This window comes from Paenibacillus sp. Soil750, assembly GCF_001428045.1.
GTDB lineage: Bacteria > Bacillota > Bacilli > Paenibacillales > NBRC-103111 > Paenibacillus_E > Paenibacillus_E allorhizoplanae.
The window spans coordinates 43,428-59,845 of sequence record NZ_LMSD01000010.1 but is presented as its reverse complement, the minus strand read 5'-3'; the positions used below and the strand labels follow the sequence as shown (position 1 = coordinate 59,845).

18 protein-coding genes are annotated in these 16,418 nt (G+C 44.9%); 6 read left to right on the top strand and 12 right to left on the bottom strand.

What is annotated here, in order from left to right; genetic code table 11:
• The first annotated feature begins 183 nt into the window (after nt 1-183).
• Complete coding sequence (locus ASL11_RS10685; protein WP_056613320.1) at nt 184-855, top strand: flagellar brake protein; 672 nt, start codon at nt 184-186, stop codon at nt 853-855.
• A 42-nt stretch (nt 856-897) separates the two neighbouring features.
• Nucleotides 898-1,710 (top strand): NAD kinase, encoded by an 813-nt coding sequence (locus tag ASL11_RS10680; protein WP_056613318.1) that lies wholly within the window; start codon nt 898-900, stop codon nt 1,708-1,710.
• Between the two features lie 84 nt (nt 1,711-1,794).
• Here ASL11_RS10680 and ASL11_RS10675 read toward each other — a convergent pair whose 3' ends face one another.
• Nucleotides 1,795-2,115, bottom strand: coding sequence for a YutD family protein (locus tag ASL11_RS10675; protein WP_056613316.1), 321 nt, complete (start codon nt 2,113-2,115; stop codon nt 1,795-1,797).
• Nucleotides 2,116-2,163: 48 nt separating this feature from the next.
• Nucleotides 2,164-3,111, bottom strand: a complete 948-nt coding sequence (lipA, locus tag ASL11_RS10670) for a lipoyl synthase (protein WP_082595375.1) — start codon at nt 3,109-3,111, stop codon at nt 2,164-2,166.
• A gap of 85 nt (nt 3,112-3,196) precedes the next feature.
• On the opposite strand from lipA, the gene larE reads away from it, so the two are divergent.
• The 3 genes from larE to ASL11_RS10655 are packed head-to-tail and all read left to right on the top strand — an operon-like array spanning nt 3,197 to nt 5,883.
• Nucleotides 3,197-4,045, top strand: a complete 849-nt coding sequence (gene larE, locus ASL11_RS10665) for an ATP-dependent sacrificial sulfur transferase LarE (protein WP_056613311.1) — start codon at nt 3,197-3,199, stop codon at nt 4,043-4,045.
• Nucleotides 4,042-4,815 carry a nickel pincer cofactor biosynthesis protein LarB gene (larB, locus tag ASL11_RS10660; protein ID WP_056613309.1) on the top strand — a complete coding sequence of 258 codons (774 nt, stop codon included), beginning with the start codon at nt 4,042-4,044 and terminating at the stop codon, nt 4,813-4,815. The genes larE and larB overlap by 4 nt, the downstream gene beginning before the upstream one ends.
• Nucleotides 4,816-4,824: 9 nt before the next feature.
• Nucleotides 4,825-5,883, top strand: a complete 1,059-nt coding sequence (locus tag ASL11_RS10655; RefSeq protein WP_056613308.1) for a LarC family nickel insertion protein — start codon at nt 4,825-4,827, stop codon at nt 5,881-5,883.
• 25 nt (nt 5,884-5,908) lie between these two features.
• Here the strand turns inward: ASL11_RS10655 and larC are convergent, their stop codons facing one another.
• Nucleotides 5,909-6,403 (bottom strand): nickel insertion protein, encoded by a 495-nt coding sequence (gene larC, locus ASL11_RS10650; protein WP_056613305.1) that lies wholly within the window; start codon nt 6,401-6,403, stop codon nt 5,909-5,911.
• Between the two features lie 215 nt (nt 6,404-6,618).
• Between larC and ASL11_RS10645 the strand changes: the two genes are divergently transcribed.
• Nucleotides 6,619-7,566 (top strand): M23 family metallopeptidase, encoded by a 948-nt coding sequence (locus ASL11_RS10645; protein ID WP_235550444.1) that lies wholly within the window; start codon nt 6,619-6,621, stop codon nt 7,564-7,566.
• 34 nt (nt 7,567-7,600) lie between these two features.
• On the opposite strand, the gene yunB is transcribed toward ASL11_RS10645, so the two are convergent.
• The 9 genes from yunB to ASL11_RS10600 form a co-directional block, all read right to left on the bottom strand.
• Complete coding sequence (gene yunB, locus ASL11_RS10640) at nt 7,601-8,368, bottom strand: sporulation protein YunB (RefSeq protein ID WP_235550443.1); 768 nt, start codon at nt 8,366-8,368, stop codon at nt 7,601-7,603.
• 438 nt (nt 8,369-8,806) lie between these two features.
• Nucleotides 8,807-9,370, bottom strand: a complete 564-nt coding sequence (locus ASL11_RS10635) for a 5' nucleotidase, NT5C type (protein WP_056613301.1) — start codon at nt 9,368-9,370, stop codon at nt 8,807-8,809.
• A 26-nt stretch (nt 9,371-9,396) separates the two neighbouring features.
• Nucleotides 9,397-10,041, bottom strand: a complete 645-nt coding sequence (locus ASL11_RS10630; protein WP_056613299.1) for a pentapeptide repeat-containing protein — start codon at nt 10,039-10,041, stop codon at nt 9,397-9,399.
• 57 nt (nt 10,042-10,098) lie between these two features.
• Entirely contained in the window at nt 10,099-10,707 is a 609-nt protein-coding gene (locus tag ASL11_RS10625) for a sigma-70 family RNA polymerase sigma factor (RefSeq protein ID WP_056613297.1), read from the bottom strand.
• A gap of 261 nt (nt 10,708-10,968) precedes the next feature.
• The gene (locus tag ASL11_RS10620) at nt 10,969-11,991 is read right to left on the bottom strand and encodes an ATP-grasp domain-containing protein (RefSeq protein ID WP_056613295.1); all 1,023 of its coding nucleotides are present in this window, start codon (nt 11,989-11,991) and stop codon (nt 10,969-10,971) included.
• Nucleotides 11,988-12,821 (bottom strand): HAD family hydrolase, encoded by an 834-nt coding sequence (locus ASL11_RS10615; protein WP_056613293.1) that lies wholly within the window; start codon nt 12,819-12,821, stop codon nt 11,988-11,990. Before ASL11_RS10615 ends, ASL11_RS10620 begins: the two co-directional genes overlap by 4 nt.
• The gene (locus ASL11_RS10610) at nt 12,818-13,951 is read right to left on the bottom strand and encodes a cysteine protease StiP family protein (RefSeq protein ID WP_056613291.1); all 1,134 of its coding nucleotides are present in this window, start codon (nt 13,949-13,951) and stop codon (nt 12,818-12,820) included. The genes ASL11_RS10615 and ASL11_RS10610 overlap by 4 nt, the downstream gene beginning before the upstream one ends.
• Nucleotides 13,924-15,339: a phosphoribosyltransferase family protein gene (locus tag ASL11_RS10605; protein ID WP_056613289.1), complete on the bottom strand. Its 1,416-nt coding sequence runs from the start codon at nt 15,337-15,339 to the stop codon at nt 13,924-13,926. Before ASL11_RS10605 ends, ASL11_RS10610 begins: the two co-directional genes overlap by 28 nt.
• Entirely contained in the window at nt 15,284-16,387 is a 1,104-nt protein-coding gene (locus ASL11_RS10600; protein WP_063795542.1) for an HpcH/HpaI aldolase/citrate lyase family protein, read from the bottom strand. Before ASL11_RS10600 ends, ASL11_RS10605 begins: the two co-directional genes overlap by 56 nt.
• Nucleotides 16,388-16,418 lie beyond the last annotated feature (31 nt).

Here is a 16,418-nt window from a genome sequence, read left to right as displayed (position 1 = left end):
TATCGCCAATAGGAAAGCGGTTTTCGGTATCGAAAACTTAACTTCCTATGTGGTAAAATCGGTTAACCTAAGCTAAAGCCCCGTTTGGGGCTTTTCTTATTGACTTAGATAAATTATGATGAGAAGAGAATTTACAGGATGTACAGGCAGATGTGAATGTAAATCTAACGACTTGGTGATGCTATGGATTGGAATAAGGTACTAGAATTGGCTTCCTTTTCGCCAAATCAGGATTGTCATATTATCATTGTTGGTGAAAGTAAAGATGGACAACCTTTCTGCTTTGAAGATAACTTTACTATCGACAAAATAAGTGAAGATTCGATAACCGTATGTCTTGAACAATTGGGTGTTTACCCCTTCGACAAGCTCGACCATGTTTCTTTCGTTGAATTTTCCTTCAAAGATGGTGCCATTTTATATTACGCTTATGTCGATTTGATTGGGCTTGATCTCAAAAAAACGATCTGTTCTCTGACCTTATCTCTTCCTGAGGAAGTTTTTCAACATCAAAACCGCAGACATCCTCGTGCAAAGCTTACACTACGCACACCGATAACACTGCGTGTCGCTGGCATACGAAGCTTATCTGCTCAAAAGGGTGTCGCTTTTACCGGACAACTCCTCGATATCAGTGTTGGCGGGTTATCCTTTGTCACATCCAATCGTCTTTTCTTTCCTTTGATTCTGGAGTTCAGCTTCATTCTCCCTAATGTCTCTCAGCCTATGACTGTCTATGGTGAAATTGTAAGAGTTACGCATTTCAGCAACGACAGCTATCGGGTTGCCGCAGAATTTCGGCATACGCCTGACTCCATTCTCCAAGAGATTGATGCCTTCTGCTCCAATTATTAAGTCAATAATTCTACGAAACGAAAACTCTTAGGAGGAACAAGATTGAAATATAACGTCATTGAACGAGGCGATGACATCTCCAAGGGGCTGACCGAACGCTTCCACGCTCTCGCCGCTAAGCAAGGCATGCCAAGGGATGAAGATCATCCCGATATCGTCCTGTCCATTGGCGGAGATGGCACGATGCTCCAAGCCTTTCATAAATATGTGGACAAGTTAGATCATATCGCATTCGTTGGGATCCATACGGGGCATCTTGGCTTTTTTGCAGATTGGAAGCCTGACGAATTAGATCATCTAGCTTCTTTAATGTTTAGTGTCACAACACCAGCGGAGTTGCAAATCGTGCGCTACCCCGTTGTCGAAATCGAAATTACGACGGACAAAGGTGTTGAAACACATCTCGCACTTAACGAGTTTACGATTCGCGGGATCGAAGTTTCACTAGTCGCAAGACTACACGTAAACGATGAAATGTTTGAAATGTTTCGTGGTGACGGTATCTGTATATCTTCTCCTGCAGGCAGCACTGCTTACAACAAGAGCTTGGGTGGCGCCATGGTCCATCCATCACTTGAAGCTATTCAAATTGCCGAGATCGCATCGATTAACAATCGCGTGTATCGAACACTGGGTTCATCGATGATTTTACCGAAGCATCACCACTGTGACATATATCCAAAAGCACAACAGAATATGCTCTTGTCGCTGGACCACTTATATATGCAGCGCGCCGATGTCGTTTCCATTCGTTGCCGAGTTGCTTCCAATGTGAAAGTAAAGTTCGCACGTTTCCGTCCGTTTCCTTTCTGGAATCGTGTCCGCGAGGCCTTCGTTGGGCTTGAAGTAAAATAAGCTTTAAACGTATGTATGAGAAAAACGCCATCTGCTCTCCACACTTGTTGGAGTTCAGATGGCGTTATTTGGTTCATGGCTGATTTAAACCGTTGTTGAACTAATAACTTCAGACGGTATTTGTTGTTTAGGTGCATTTACTTTCTCGATAATAAAGTAAGCACAGCCGAAGTTGCAGTACTCATTCAAGTAATCTTGAAGAGCTGCGATGGAGGATTCTTTGGTCGCTTTTGGGTGGATTTCTTTAAAAAAACCTCTCAGTCGTAATTGACTATATCCCCAATCGCCCACAATATAATCGTACCGCTCCAACACTTCGCTGAAGCGTTCCTTGAACACTTCGAAATTCCAACCATTTTTGTGGTCGGTAACAAGCTCGTATGTTTTATTGGCAATATGAATCATGGTGGTAGGAAGCTCTCCTTTCTATGATCCGTTCATTGAATACGAATTCTAAACGCTTGATGCTGCTTTCACCTGTTCATGTGCATGATAGGAACTGCGAACCAGCGGGCCCGACTCCACGTGCTTAAAGCCACGTTTCATGCCCTCTTCCTTCAACATAGCAAACTGTTCAGGTGTGTAATACTTAGAAACAGATAAGTGCGTCGTAGACGGCTGCAGATATTGACCGATCGTCATAATATCACAATCCACTTCACGCAGATCTTCCATCGTTTGTAGCAGCTCGTCCCACTCTTCCCCTACACCAATCATGACACTGGATTTCGTTGGAATGTTCGGGGCTATCCGTTTAGAACGTTGCAACAACTCAAGTGAACGACGGTATTTCGCTTTGGAACGGACGCGGTCTGACATCCGCTCAACCGTTTCCATATTGTGATTCAGAATATCTGGCTTTGCCTCAAGCACGGTAGCTAGTGATTCTTCTCGACCTAGGAAGTCAGGAATCAACACCTCAACTGTGCACATTGGCAGTTTACGACGGATCGCTTTGATCGTCTCTGCGAAAATCATGGCACCGCCATCTGTTAAATCATCGCGTGCCACCGAAGTAACAACACAATGACGAAGCCCCATTTGTAGCGCTGCATCTGCAACACGTTCCGGTTCTTCCAAATCAAGCTCAGTTGGGAGACCTGTTTTAACTGCACAAAAGCGACAAGCACGCGTACAAATATCACCTAATATCATAAAAGTCGCTGTCCGATTCGCCCAGCATTCATGAATGTTCGGACATTTGGCTTCTTCACAAACTGTATGCAACGTCTTGGAACGCATCATGGATTTAATTTCTTTGAAATTCTCATCGGTCTTAAGATTGATCTTTAACCAGTCTGGTTTTCTCTCTAATACTTTTCTAGGCATTGTAATTCCCGCCTTTTTATTTGGTTTCTCAATGATGTTATTATAACATGAATGACTGACAAAACAATCCACTTTGGGGTTCACTTGTGATACACTTGTTTAGATGGACCAAAACAGCTCAGCTTACTACATAAAGGCTGTATGGGAGGAAAGAAACATGAGCATAACTGAAGTGACTCGCGAGAAAGATCGCAAGCTTGGTGAAATTTTAAGAAACATGGGTCGTGTCATCGTCGCCTTCTCCGGAGGGGTTGACAGTACATTCGTCCTCAAACGTGCTCAGCAAGAGCTTGGTGACCAAGTCCTTGCCGTAACCGCAGCATCTGAAACGTTTCCCACGAGGGAGTTCGATGCCGCTGCACAACTAGCTGAACAATTTGGCGTTCGCTTGCACAAAACAGAGGTAAAGGAATTGGAGAACGCGAATTTCGTTGCCAATAATCCTGATCGTTGTTACCACTGCAAGACGGGGCTTTATTCCCATTTACAAGACATCGCGAAGGAACTGGGCTATCCGTTTCTCTTGGATGGTTCCAATGTCGACGACCTAGGTGACTATAGACCAGGACTACAGGCGAAGAATGAGCAAGGCGTCCGCAGTACGCTGCAAGAAGCCGGCTTAACCAAAGACGAGATCCGAGCGCTTTCCAAAGAGCTTGGGCTGAGCACATGGAACAAACCTTCCTTTGCCTGCTTATCCTCTCGTATACCTTATGGTACGCAAATCGAGAAGTGGAAGATTGACCAATTGGATGAAGGCGAGTATTTCCTTTCCCAACTGGGTCTCTATCAGGTACGCGTGCGTCATCACGAGAAGATTGCTCGAATCGAAGTCATGCCAGATGAGATTCACAAAGTCGTTGAACATCGCGATGCGATCTATGAGAAATTCAGCAAACTTGGCTTTACGTATGTCACATTAGATTTGCAAGGCTACCGCACAGGCAGTATGAATGAAGTGCTATCTCAAGAAACGAAAGATAAGGTGAAAGAAGCTTCCTTATGATGGACTTAGAGAAGATCCTAAAACTCGTCCAGGCCGGCGATCTGGACATCGACGAAGCCAAGAAGCAAATCATCAAGGAAGGCGGGTCAGGTCCCGCCAATCTTGATCTTGGATTTGCGCAGCTCGACATCGATCGCGAGAAGCGTACAGGCTTCCCCGAGGTCATTTTCGGGGAAGGCAAGACGCCCGAGCAGATCGAGGCCATTTTCCGGCGGCTGATGGAGCATACCGACCGCGTGCTCGCCACACGCGTCGACGCGGCCAAAGCCGCCTATGTGGTAGCCAACGTGGAAGGTGTCACCTACCACGAAACCGCACGGGCGCTCACTTGGTTTAAGCGCCCGCTGCTCAAAGTCCACGATGGCTATATCGCCGTCGTGTGCGCAGGCACCTCCGACCTCCCTGTGGCGGAGGAGGCAGCTCTTACAGCAGAATGCCTAGGCAGCCACGTTGAACGTATATACGACGTGGGTGTCGCTGGCATTCACCGGCTCTTCCGCCGGCTCGAGCTCATTCGCGGTGCGAACGCGATTGTGGTAGTTGCCGGCATGGAGGGCGCACTCGCCAGCGTCATGGGCGGGCTTGTGTCTAAACCCATCGTCGCTGTGCCGACGAGTATTGGGTACGGTGCGAACCTTGCCGGGATCGCACCGCTGCTATCCATGCTCAATAGCTGCTCGCCGGGGATCTCTGTCGTTAACATCGACAATGGTTTTGGCGGTGGTTATTATGCGGGACTCATTAACAAAAATATGTCGAAACGAGCGTGAATTACAACCATGCGCATTTTATATTTGGACTGCTTCTCTGGAATTAGCGGCGATATGACCCTTGGCGCTTTGGTTGATGCGGGAGCAGATCGTGCTTACATTGAGGATGAGCTTTCCAAAATCAAACTAGAGCCCTACACCTTGGAATGGAAGCGCGTAGTGAAACGCGGCATTTCTGCCCTTAAGCTGGATGTCATACTCGATCCGGAACATCCTCCAAAGAAACACAGACATTATTCAGAAATCGTCGGTGCCATTCAAAAAGCAGAATTCAATGAGCGTGTTACCGCACTAAGCTTGGCAATTTTCGAAAAAATCGCAATTTCCGAAGCTAAGATTCACGGGACCCCTATTGAAAAAGTACATTTTCATGAAGTCGGTGCCATTGATTCTATTGTCGACATCGTAGGTGTTGCATTAGCCATCGACTCGTTGCAAATCGAGCGTATTTTCTCGTCTCCAGTGCCACTAGGATCCGGTACCATACATATCGATCACGGTATTTATCCAGTACCCGCTCCTGCCACATTGGAAATGATGAGAGGCTTACCTATCGCTTCAACTCCTTATAGTTTAGAAATGACAACCCCAACTGGAGCCGGTATAATTTCAGGAATTGTTGATGAGTTCTCCAAAAGCTTCCCGCCCATGGTAGTTGATCATATTGGCTATGGTGCAGGCACTAGAGACTTGCCAAAGCAACCCAATGTACTGCGTGTTGTAGTTGGTAGAATTGATCCGTTTATTGGTAAATGGCAAGTTAGTCATGAGCATCTAGCGCATGATCATAGTCATGAACATACACACACGCATGACGACCATCACCACCATCATGAACATACGCATACACACGATGATCATCACCACCAACATGATCATGCGCATAAACATGATAATCATTCACACAGCCATGATCATAAACACGATCACGATCACGATCACGATCACGATCACGATCACGATCACGATCACGATCACGATCACGATCACGATCACGATCATCATCATCATGATCACTCTCATACTCACACGCATCATGGCGATGCCACACCTGGCACCCCACAATAGCGTAGACATGACAAACGCCCTTCCATCACAATGGAAGAGCGTTTTTTTGTCTCTGTTGTTGCAAGAATAATAACCTAACTTCTTCATAAACCATCTTCAGCGGTACTTCATGCATCCTTGCTACATGTTCACATTCCTTAAATTCAGGTGCAAATTGCACTAATTTCCCTGCGTGATAACCAACTTTTACCGTTAAGGGTCCCCAAGGTGTTTCTACATGCTCAAATTCTCTGGCTAATCGATGACAAGATGCATGCAGATATCGAATGCCCAGAGTGGTCGTTTCACTAAAAATAATCTCCTCAATCAGAGACAAACGCCCCTCATCCACTAATACATTCAGCATGATTCCAGGACGTCCTCGTTTCATAATGATGGGTACCATGTATACATCATTAGCACCTGCATCAAAAAGCTTATCCATCACATAAGTCATCCACTCAGGATTCATATCGTCCAAATTGGCTTGAACTAATAACATATGATCGTCAATATGCTCTTCTCTATGGTTAAAAGTCACTTTTCCCACCTCTTATTGGCATCATAGCAAATATCCCGCGGTAACGAAAGATCGAAGGATAAACAACAAGACATCCGTACATCCTAAGAACTAACATTTCAGGAAGGATGATAGAGATGCAAAGCAGAGCATTTTGGTCAAAGGTTCTCGTCCTTAGCCTCCTCCTATCAACAATCACATTACCGCCTTTTTCAAATATGGATGTATCATCAGCTATGACAAATGATCAGATAGCACCAATACCTAGCTCCCAACCGACCAAACCTTCACAATCGGAGCGAAAAGAGCTTTTTGAAAAAATAAGCTTACTTACAGGTATCCCTTGGACATACCTAGCTGCTGTAGATCAGTATGAGAAAACCATGAACACTGCAAAAAAAAGAACAGTTCAACAAAGCATTACGAATATTTATTTTTCAGAACTTGTTTGGGTGGGTATGCTCAATCCAGATCCACAAGATTCCAATTTGAAAAGTATTACCTTTTTCCATGGTTTAGGGCGGGATGGATCGGGAGATGGCATCGCTGACCGGGCCAACGATTTAGATGTACTAGCCGCTATGGCAGCGATCTTAGGCAATAATGGAACAAAAGTTGATAACTTACAAATGAACCTTTGGAATTATTACCACAACGCACGTAGCGTAGAACGCATCCGTCAATTCGCTGCGATCTATGAGTCTTTAGGCACATTAGAGGCAAATGCTCATGCATTCCCACTGCCTGTTACATCCGACTATTCTTATCGCAGCACGTGGGGAGATAGTCGCGGCTGGGGTGGGCACCGTACTCATGAAGGCACTGATCTGTTCGCTGGCTACGGTGTTCCTGTTAGAAGCACTTGCTATGGCATCGTTGAAATTAAAGGATGGAACCCCTACGGTGGCTGGCGGGTAGGCATTCGTGATCTAAACAACATTTATCACTACTACGCCCACCTTTCCGGCTTTCAAAAAACGCTCAAAATAAACGATATCGTCAAGCCCGGACAAACCATCGGTTGGGTCGGCAGCTCCGGTTATGGAAAACCAGGTACATCTGGTAAATTTCCTCCTCATCTTCATTTCGGACTATACCGTGATAACGGCTCAACAGAGTGGAGCTACGATCCTTATCCATCCCTACGAAGATGGGAGCGCGAAGATCGTGGTAGAAAGAAATAAACCCACTTTTCACGGTGGGTTTATTTTTTGGGGCTTATGGCTTGATAGCGCCCTCCTTTGGCGTTGAATTCGTTGCCCCTGAGAGCGGAATAGTTGGTAACGTTATGCTCGGCGGGCTGCCATCCTTCGAACTTCCCACTGGATTACCTTTATTGTCATAGTAGTAAGTAGGTACATCCCCCACAACAAGCGAATAGGAAATAGGAATTTCGGTTTCTACAATTTCAGTTTCTGAATCAAATGGGATAATAACTGAAACCTCAGCAACAATGTGTACATATACTTCAAACATCACCATATTAATACCAGCATTTTGAGTTCGTGTGTTTAAATCCACCTTCACACTACCAACAGGAAGTAATCTGATCGGGATGTCTGGGCCAAAAGAAGCGAGAATAGCACTATTCATAGCCTGCCCAAGGGGAATATGATCTGCAATACTTTCCAGATTATTCAACTCCCCTTGGACCGTTTTAATTGCCTCCGAAGTAATCCTCATATGCTCATTATAATTCAACATAAAACCTGTAATTTTATTGTTTTTATCCATTTTCCAATCAATTAATTGCTCAGCATTCGTTCCCCCTGCCACATGATCGGCGATTGCACTATTTATCGCTTGCGTTGCAATCTGCTTAACCCTAACCTTCGCCAGATTCATCAAAGGCGGTCTTAGATTCCGTTCTATAAAAATAAAAAACTGAATGCAAAACAAGACTAAGATGAGCAAACCAATCCACAGTACTTTTTTACGGCTTGTTTTCACAGTTGGCCTGCTCCTCCATCGTCGTCTCTGCAGCATGCGTCTCCCCCTTTCTCCGTGACCAATTCCTACTTATTCGCCATAATTCATTAGTACTACCTTATGCGGACATGTTTTGAAAAAGACGATCCAATCCTCAACCATCCCTCATTCCTAACTAACATACGCCCCCCTAATCAACCCCCCACTTAACCCAACTACACTAACCTTTTCCACGCACTAACTTACCAATTCCACTCCCCTATTTCTTATGAACTACTTTTCCTCATTGCACTCCCCTTCCTTACTCACTACGTTCCCAATTTGCTCTTCCCTACCTGCCCTTCTCCCCACTAATACAAGCTGCTCGTCCATGCCCCGAAACGGGATACAGATGCGCTGCTCCAACAGCTAGAAAAAGAGGGAGAGCAAGATCTGCTCTCCCCTCAGCCAGGTGCTCGAATCGTGTTGTAACGATGCGAGCACCTGTTCACTTTTTTAACCCTTCATAAGCTCATCAAGCTCGTCCCAAGACGTAATCCGAGGCAATTCCAGATGTTGATTATAGGATCTGTCCTTCACACAAATGCGGACAGGCAGGTGCGCTAATGTCTCCAGAACGGTCGGTTTATCATCAAAATAATAATCCAACTCTAGTGCCTCTATGATATGTACTTTCTCGGAATCACTCATCCCACAGAAGAAATGCCCCTCTGCGACAGGAAATCCATGGTCGATCAACCATTGTCGTGTGCGCTCCGTATGCTCTTTGGCTCGAGCCGTAATGTAATACACCTCATGACCTTGCTCCACCAGCCTGTTCAAAACCTCACGCGCGTGGGGGAATAACGCACAGTCTGAATAATAAATCTCATCACGTAAGCTGTACCACAACTTCCCGCCTTCTTCCTTGGTTAGTCCAAAAGCACTGTGAATTTCCATCGTAGGCAAAGCATGAAATACATCTAGCCCAATGTCCTGCTGCAGCTTCTGATTATAAATATGAAACGCATGCTCTCTTAGATTAATGAGGGTATCATCAATATCAAATCCAAGTTTCACCGTCTAACCCTCCATTCACCTTGCCTCTATTCCTTTAGTTTGATCCCAAAAAGACTTACAAATACCGAAGCCTGTTCTCTAGAAATGATGCATCCTCGCAGATCCTCAATACTTACACCTAAGCTTGTGAATTCACATGTGCTGAGATCGATTCCATCCAGTTTCGTACCCGTAAATTGTGCTTGTTCCAATTGACAAACCTCAAATTGTAGCTTTTGCAAAGTCGCTTCATAAAAATCTGAGTTGTTTAAAGAACACGTATGAAACGTGATTTGTTTGAGATTTGCCATTCGGAAGGTTGCAAAATCCCCTAAGCAATCTTGAAAAAGGATGTTTCGTAATGTAGATCCAGTAAGATCCATGCCGATAATTTTGCAATTCCGAAATTCCGTTCTATGTATCGTTGCTTCTGTAAAGTCGACATTCGATAAATCACATCGATCAAAAATAACATCTGTAAATTCAATTTCTTTCATCGCTATTCGTGTGAATGTCACATTGCGAAAAATAACTTTATCAAAGGCGACCTTATAGGCTGACTGATTATCAATGACACAATCACTAATGATGCCAGTATGAAAACTATCCTCAGGTTCAAATTTTCCTTCTTGCAAGGTTATGACGGGCAATTCTTTAGGCATTTTGGGTGCATCTAATTTAGGATTACTCATGAATAACTCCTTTAACATCAGGTAATGGGCAAAAAAATAAGCCTTACCGGCTTACCTTTATAAAATGATCATCGTGGATAAGCTATGCAGCATGAAGAATAAGGATCCCCATTTTCTTTTGATATAATTCCGGCCACGGAAAAGCCTCGTTTTAATCGTAGAAACAGGTAAATTCACTTCTCGGCTGATGTCTTCTAAGGACATATCCAAATAATATTTGTAAACAATAAGGTCTTTATATTTGTCTGGCAGATCTTGAATCATTTGTTCTACCTGGCTATATGTTTCTTGTTCAATAAGCTGAAGCTCAGGCGTCTTCTCATGACTCACCAACTTCTCAATCAGGGGACGTTCATCATGGGATGGAAACCCACTTGTATCCATGGAGAGTTCTTTTTTCTTCTTCCGCATCAGATCAATCGTGACATTTTTGCCTATGCTAAAGATCCAGCTCGAGAAGTTTTTGGTAGCGTCAAATCGGTGTGAATTCAAATGTGCACGCAAAAAAGTCTCCTGAACAACATCTTCGGAATCTGATTTATTTCTAAGCATACGAAAAGCTAATCGATAAATTCTGTCCTTATACAGCTCCAGAAGTCGATTAAACGCTTTCGCATCTCCTTGACTCCACATTGTTGCAAGTTGACTATCGCTTAATTGCAGCATGTTAAATCTCCTTCACATAGTAAACTACCTATCTTCTATTCTACCAAATCGAAGCAAAAAAAAGAAACCTTTTCAGGCTTCAAAGATGACTATTTATCGATAAAATTGGACACATATTCCGCTTTCTCTGCACTTGCTATGACGATTAACGTGACAATAATTCCGAATAAGATAATTCCGCCTACGATCATACCGCGCACCCTCTTTGCTGATTGATACGAAATGATCATCTCTTATCAAAGATATGATGCGCGGCAGTGATTATTCACCGAGATTCATAATAACATATTGCTCAATATGGCTTGCCAATAGGCCGAAGGTTGGCTTTTGGACTTCAACATGATCGCCAAGCAGCGATTTTACAGCTAAATAAGGGAAGTTAATGCCTGATAAACAAGTGACATGTAACCCGCCTGACATCCGCGGATTAATCTCCAACAGCTTCGGTACACCCTGATTGTATTTAACTTGAATATTATAATTAAATGGAATGCGGTAGGTAGCAGCTACCCGGTTAGCAAGTTCAATCAGCTCTGGTACTTCCTCCAACAACCTCAATCGTCCATCCGCCTTACGACGCGGGACAGCAGCAAGAAGCTCACCAGACGCGGAAGCTAAGCAATCGATGCTGTATTCATGGCCACCCAGTACTTCCATAACCATGACGTCATCAAAACGTTCCACAGTCGATAAGTTCTGATAGGCTTGCTCTTTCGTGAGATACGGCATTACCGGTCCAAACATATCAGTGAGCGCATTCCGCTTATTGCTGATAATCCGAAATCCATTGCCGCCCTCACCATTCGTTGGCTTCATACAGACGTCATGACCAGCCGCTGTAAGCGCATCGTTCGCCCTAAGAAATTCCTCCGCCGTATTCACCACATGATAATCAGGAATCGCTACGATTCCCTTAGGCCGGATGGATTCGTAGAATTTCTGCTTTTCCATGAGATTTTCTAAGAGCTCCAGATCACGACAAACCGTTACACGTGTACCGATTTTCTCAAATTCATCGATATGCTTGGCAATCGCGTACATATGCAGCCTAGGAATAAACACATCAATCCCATGTTGTTTACAAAAATTCAGTGCAAATTCTACATAGTCGTCATCGCCAAGAACAGGCTCTGTATCTGCAAAGTCCGCTGCTTGCAGCGCCATGTGGGTTCGATCGGGATGTGTTGCATACATCTTAAACTGAGCCCCATCCTCATTGTTACGGATGCTGTTCATGTAATGATAAGCAACAGAGAACCAGCGGTTAAACCATACTTTTTTCATGAGGGCTCCTTTATGAGCAACATTCGGTGCTCGCTATGTGTGGAATGAACAAATGTGGTGATGTCATCAGCTGCAAAAATGCCGGATTCCTCCGTAAATCTGTATATCCCGGATGGGGTTATTTGTTCTTGGCGAAATAACTCTCCATGACCTGGAGCAATCGCGTAATCAGCGATGTCTAACAAGCTCTGATCCAGTAGGGAATCACCGGAAGCAATGACTTTCCGACCATCAAGTATTTGCTTCAGATGTGCGACTGCTGCACCCTTGCTCACGGCCTCAGGGACGATGTAGACCTTCCTTCCTTGAACAGAAGTGCGCCAGCCCATATCCTTCAACTGGTTGCTCAAATCGGCTATTTCCTGCACAGGCATGCGGTCGCGCTCGACGATATGGGAGTAGAAGAGATCATCGCACCAACTTGAGCTGATCACCCAGTCCTGGCTTAGAACGCTATGCATAACTTGGCGAACATCCTCGACAGGAGCACTCGTCTCGCTGACACGCGTCCTGACAAGATCTCGCCACTCCATATCCACCTTGCCGTCGATCAACATATTCCCCCCGTTGCTTGTAACCGCATATTGGGGTTTCAGAATTTGACTGATGAGATGTATTCGCTCATATTGGGCAATCGTTCGCGTTGTCACTGGGATGAAAATGAGTTCATTCATCAGCTCTTGCAATCGTTGATATGTGCTGGAGGACATATAGGATCTCACTTTGCCATCGATCAGCTCGGCAACCATGATACGATCTCCCAAGTGCTCCGCACGTTCTGGTGGCTGGGAATAGATTAAGGTCTGATCTAAATCACTGGCATAAATCATTCGGCATCCCCTTTCACAGATTGTATGAGGCCGCAACATGAATACGTGAGGCCTGGATACACCTCAACAGGTACACCGCGTGCCTCAGCTAGCAGCAAGATATGCCGAATATGCGGATTATCCATGCGATCTACCAAGATCCGCCACGGTACTCTCCTAAGCAGAACACGAGTCGTTTCTCCCACACCAGGCTTAATCAAGTTGATATCTGCCATCTGATAGGTCGTCTGAATCGCTTGGATATCCCGAAGGCCATGCCAGGAAATTTCAGGTGGATGGGTCACAAAAGATTGAGCCATCTCCTGAGCTTCCTTAGTCACCTTGTTGAAAAAAGGAACAATCGATCCGATGAAATGATTAGACTGATCGTGATCCAACCATTCTTTGTAATATTTCGAGCCATGAAAATCATGGGGCCCAATTAAATCGTCGCGCAGCACGGTACGACTCATTAAACCGGAGACCGTCGAGTTTAGGCATGCACTCGGAATGAGAAAGTCCTCACGGGTTCCGAACATGTCTGTACAATGCCCAGGATCGGCGAGTACCGCTAGATCATCGTCTAGGATGATCCCGTAATCCCTTGCCATTTTGCCACAAGCTTGGGTAAGCACTTTACGAATGGCCCCCTTGCCTGTCCACCCATCAATGAATTGCAGCCTTGCACCCGGATGTTTCTGCAACATGTACAAGAGAGCGTTCTCATCAATCCCCTTGCCTCGAATAATCGAGATACTATAATGCGGCAGGTTCATCTGGTGGATCTCTTGCAAGTATCGCTTGATCAGAATGCCTACAGGTGTGCCCGCTCTAGCCAAGGAAACGAGGACCGTGTTCGGCCCTTTGTTTGTTCGGATAAGCTCAGCTACCACACCTACGGATACGGCTACTTTCTCTGCAGACAGCTCGAGTGTTTCTTGATATAGGTTCAAATAATCAGAGGAAGGCAGATGTTCCTGAGGAAGCATTTCCGAATAGTGCGTTCCAGATTGGATAGCTCGCTCTCTGGCATCTAAGGCGACTTCCAGCTTGATGTTGCTGATATCCTTCAGTAGAAATGTCACATCACCAGGTGGATAACTCCCCATTGGTTGGGGGTCATCTATGCGTCTGGATTGCCAAGCTTCCATACCGTAGCCTCCTTCCAATCGACCGATTGAGGCGAGAAGAAGACGATATGCAGGGTATGCAGTCCCTTTGCTTGGAGAATTCGCAGAATCGGCTCCATAGATGAAGGGGAAGCTTCTCTTTCCATAAAAAGAAAGAGCTCCTGATACGTGCCGTACGGGATATTGTAGAAGAAGTGCACGACTTGTTCATCTTCTGGAGAAGGGAAGGCATGACCATATTTCACCGCATAGTCTCGGTGCTCCATGACATGAATAGGGCTGCGTGTCGTCGATTGATAAGACACCCCTGACCCCATCTCAGCAGCAATACGCATCGGGATATACATAAACTCCCCCGTGCCCACACAGAGTGTCTTGTTCCCTGTACGTTTACGTTTGAGCAGCTCGGCCGTCTGCGTGATGGAACGATCCAGTTGTGCGGTATTGGAGGGGGTAAGTCCGAACCTTCCGCTATGTTGCAAATAGGGCCTGTTACCTGCATAAGGAGCGTGGGAGAATAGTTGATTCACATAAGAAATTTGCAGAAGTTCTGTGCGCTCCTCAGGTAAAGGGCTAGGTGCTTGCAATGGCAAGCTTTCGCTAGAGCCAACTACCTTCGTATTCCCGCGAATTAATGAGATGACGTGAATCGTAATATGCAATTCCTGCTCCAACTGGGCAAATTGTAGGATGTCTTCCTCTGTCCGCCAATCCAGCAGTGCTAACACGTAGTACATTTTCTTAGGGTATTTCCCTTGCAGGTCGCGAATGATATTAAGCGACGTTCGGCCTGTCGTAATTTCATCATCGACGAGAACGAGAATATCAGGCTGCGCAAGAATGGCAGGATTATCCGAATATCCATAGTGATCTGTAGCATGCGAGTGTTCTTCTTGGAATTGCAGAATGGACGGTGATTCTTCGATCACTTCACGTGTCGTGTGCAAATAATGGCTTCCTTGCCCAAAAGCTTCATAGACCGCATGCCCAATGGCCGTCGCTGTTTCCGCAAATCCAATGAAAGCAATAGGCTGCTTTAATGGTAAACGTTCAGACATAATCGCTTTATAGGCCGTTTCCGCTTTATCCGAGTATACTAGCCCCTCAACAGCCAGCTGTACCTTCTCTTCTAACTTCGTTCCTTGTAACGCTTCCTGCAATAATATCGCTAAAGTAGTTCCACTTAACAATGACGTGTACGGATTCACCGGGATATGTTTGCCTAACACTTTGCTTACAAACAAAAAAGATCGTTTCTTATTAATTCTCGCCGCCATCGCGAATAAGGCGTCGAGCGGTATGTTGTGGGGATTGGAAGTCACGGTGACGTGCAGCTCCAAATCGCCTGCTATTTTATACGTACGCTCGGTTAGGCCTAGTGAGTAATCCATCAAAGGTTTGTTGTTCATGCAGCACCCCATAAACTTGTGATCGTAAAAGAATACGTTTCGCCCAATTGAAATGGGGTTTGAATTCATTCATTTTATTGCCGTAGACACTCTTCATAACTCCAAGGTCGCCATGATTGTTCTTCAGAATGCTTATAGCATCCGTATATTCTTCATGTGTGACCGCGTAGAGAGCTTGCACTGGCTTAATGTGCGTAGGATGAATAATTGTTTTACCGATCAAGCCATTCTCTTTATCCAGCATCACTTCATGTAGGAGTCCCTTCACACCGAAATATTCCCAAACAGGTCCAGAAATCACGTTGTTGGCTTCCATACGACCAAAAATATTAATAATATCAGCGACACAATCCCGTATCGGGGCGATGTCATAAATCGTTCTGTCCGGACTTCGTCTCAGCCCAAATAAGCTTGAAAAGTCAGTTGCGCCAATCCGGATGTTCAAGACCAAATCCTTAAAATTCGTTATAATTTCGTTAATCGCCAATAAGGTAAAAGTGCGGCTTTCTTTATAAATAATCGAGGCAGATTCCAGAATCGGTAATCCATATAAAATTGGTGCAGATGCCGATTTCTCATCATTGTAATTTTCTAGAATTTGAAAATAATCCTCGCCATTTTCCACAGTAAATTTCGGGAACACAATACCCGTTAGAAGGGCTACATGCTCTTCCAGTCTCTCTAGCACATAGTTTAATTGATTCACGCTTCTTACACGAATGAATATCAGCGGCAGATTCTCTGCACTTACAATACCAACTTCCATCCAATGGGCGATCTGATTCATTTGTCCAATAAGCGATTCTTCTGCAGCATGCACTTCGTTATCACCTACAGCATCCTCCAGATCAAGAACAACGGACACTAAGCCTTCGATTTTACCAAAAGCAATATCTTCTGCGAACGTACGTCGGGTCGCTGGCATGTACAGAGCAGCACCGACAGAATGAGCTAAAATGTCTTTGTGCGAATGATTATGGAAGGAATTCGGCGGTAAATAAAATAAAGCTTTCTCTTCATCCGCGGTTAAATAATTGAAATATCGCATGCCGATTCCTCCCTCTTTATTTCAATAAACA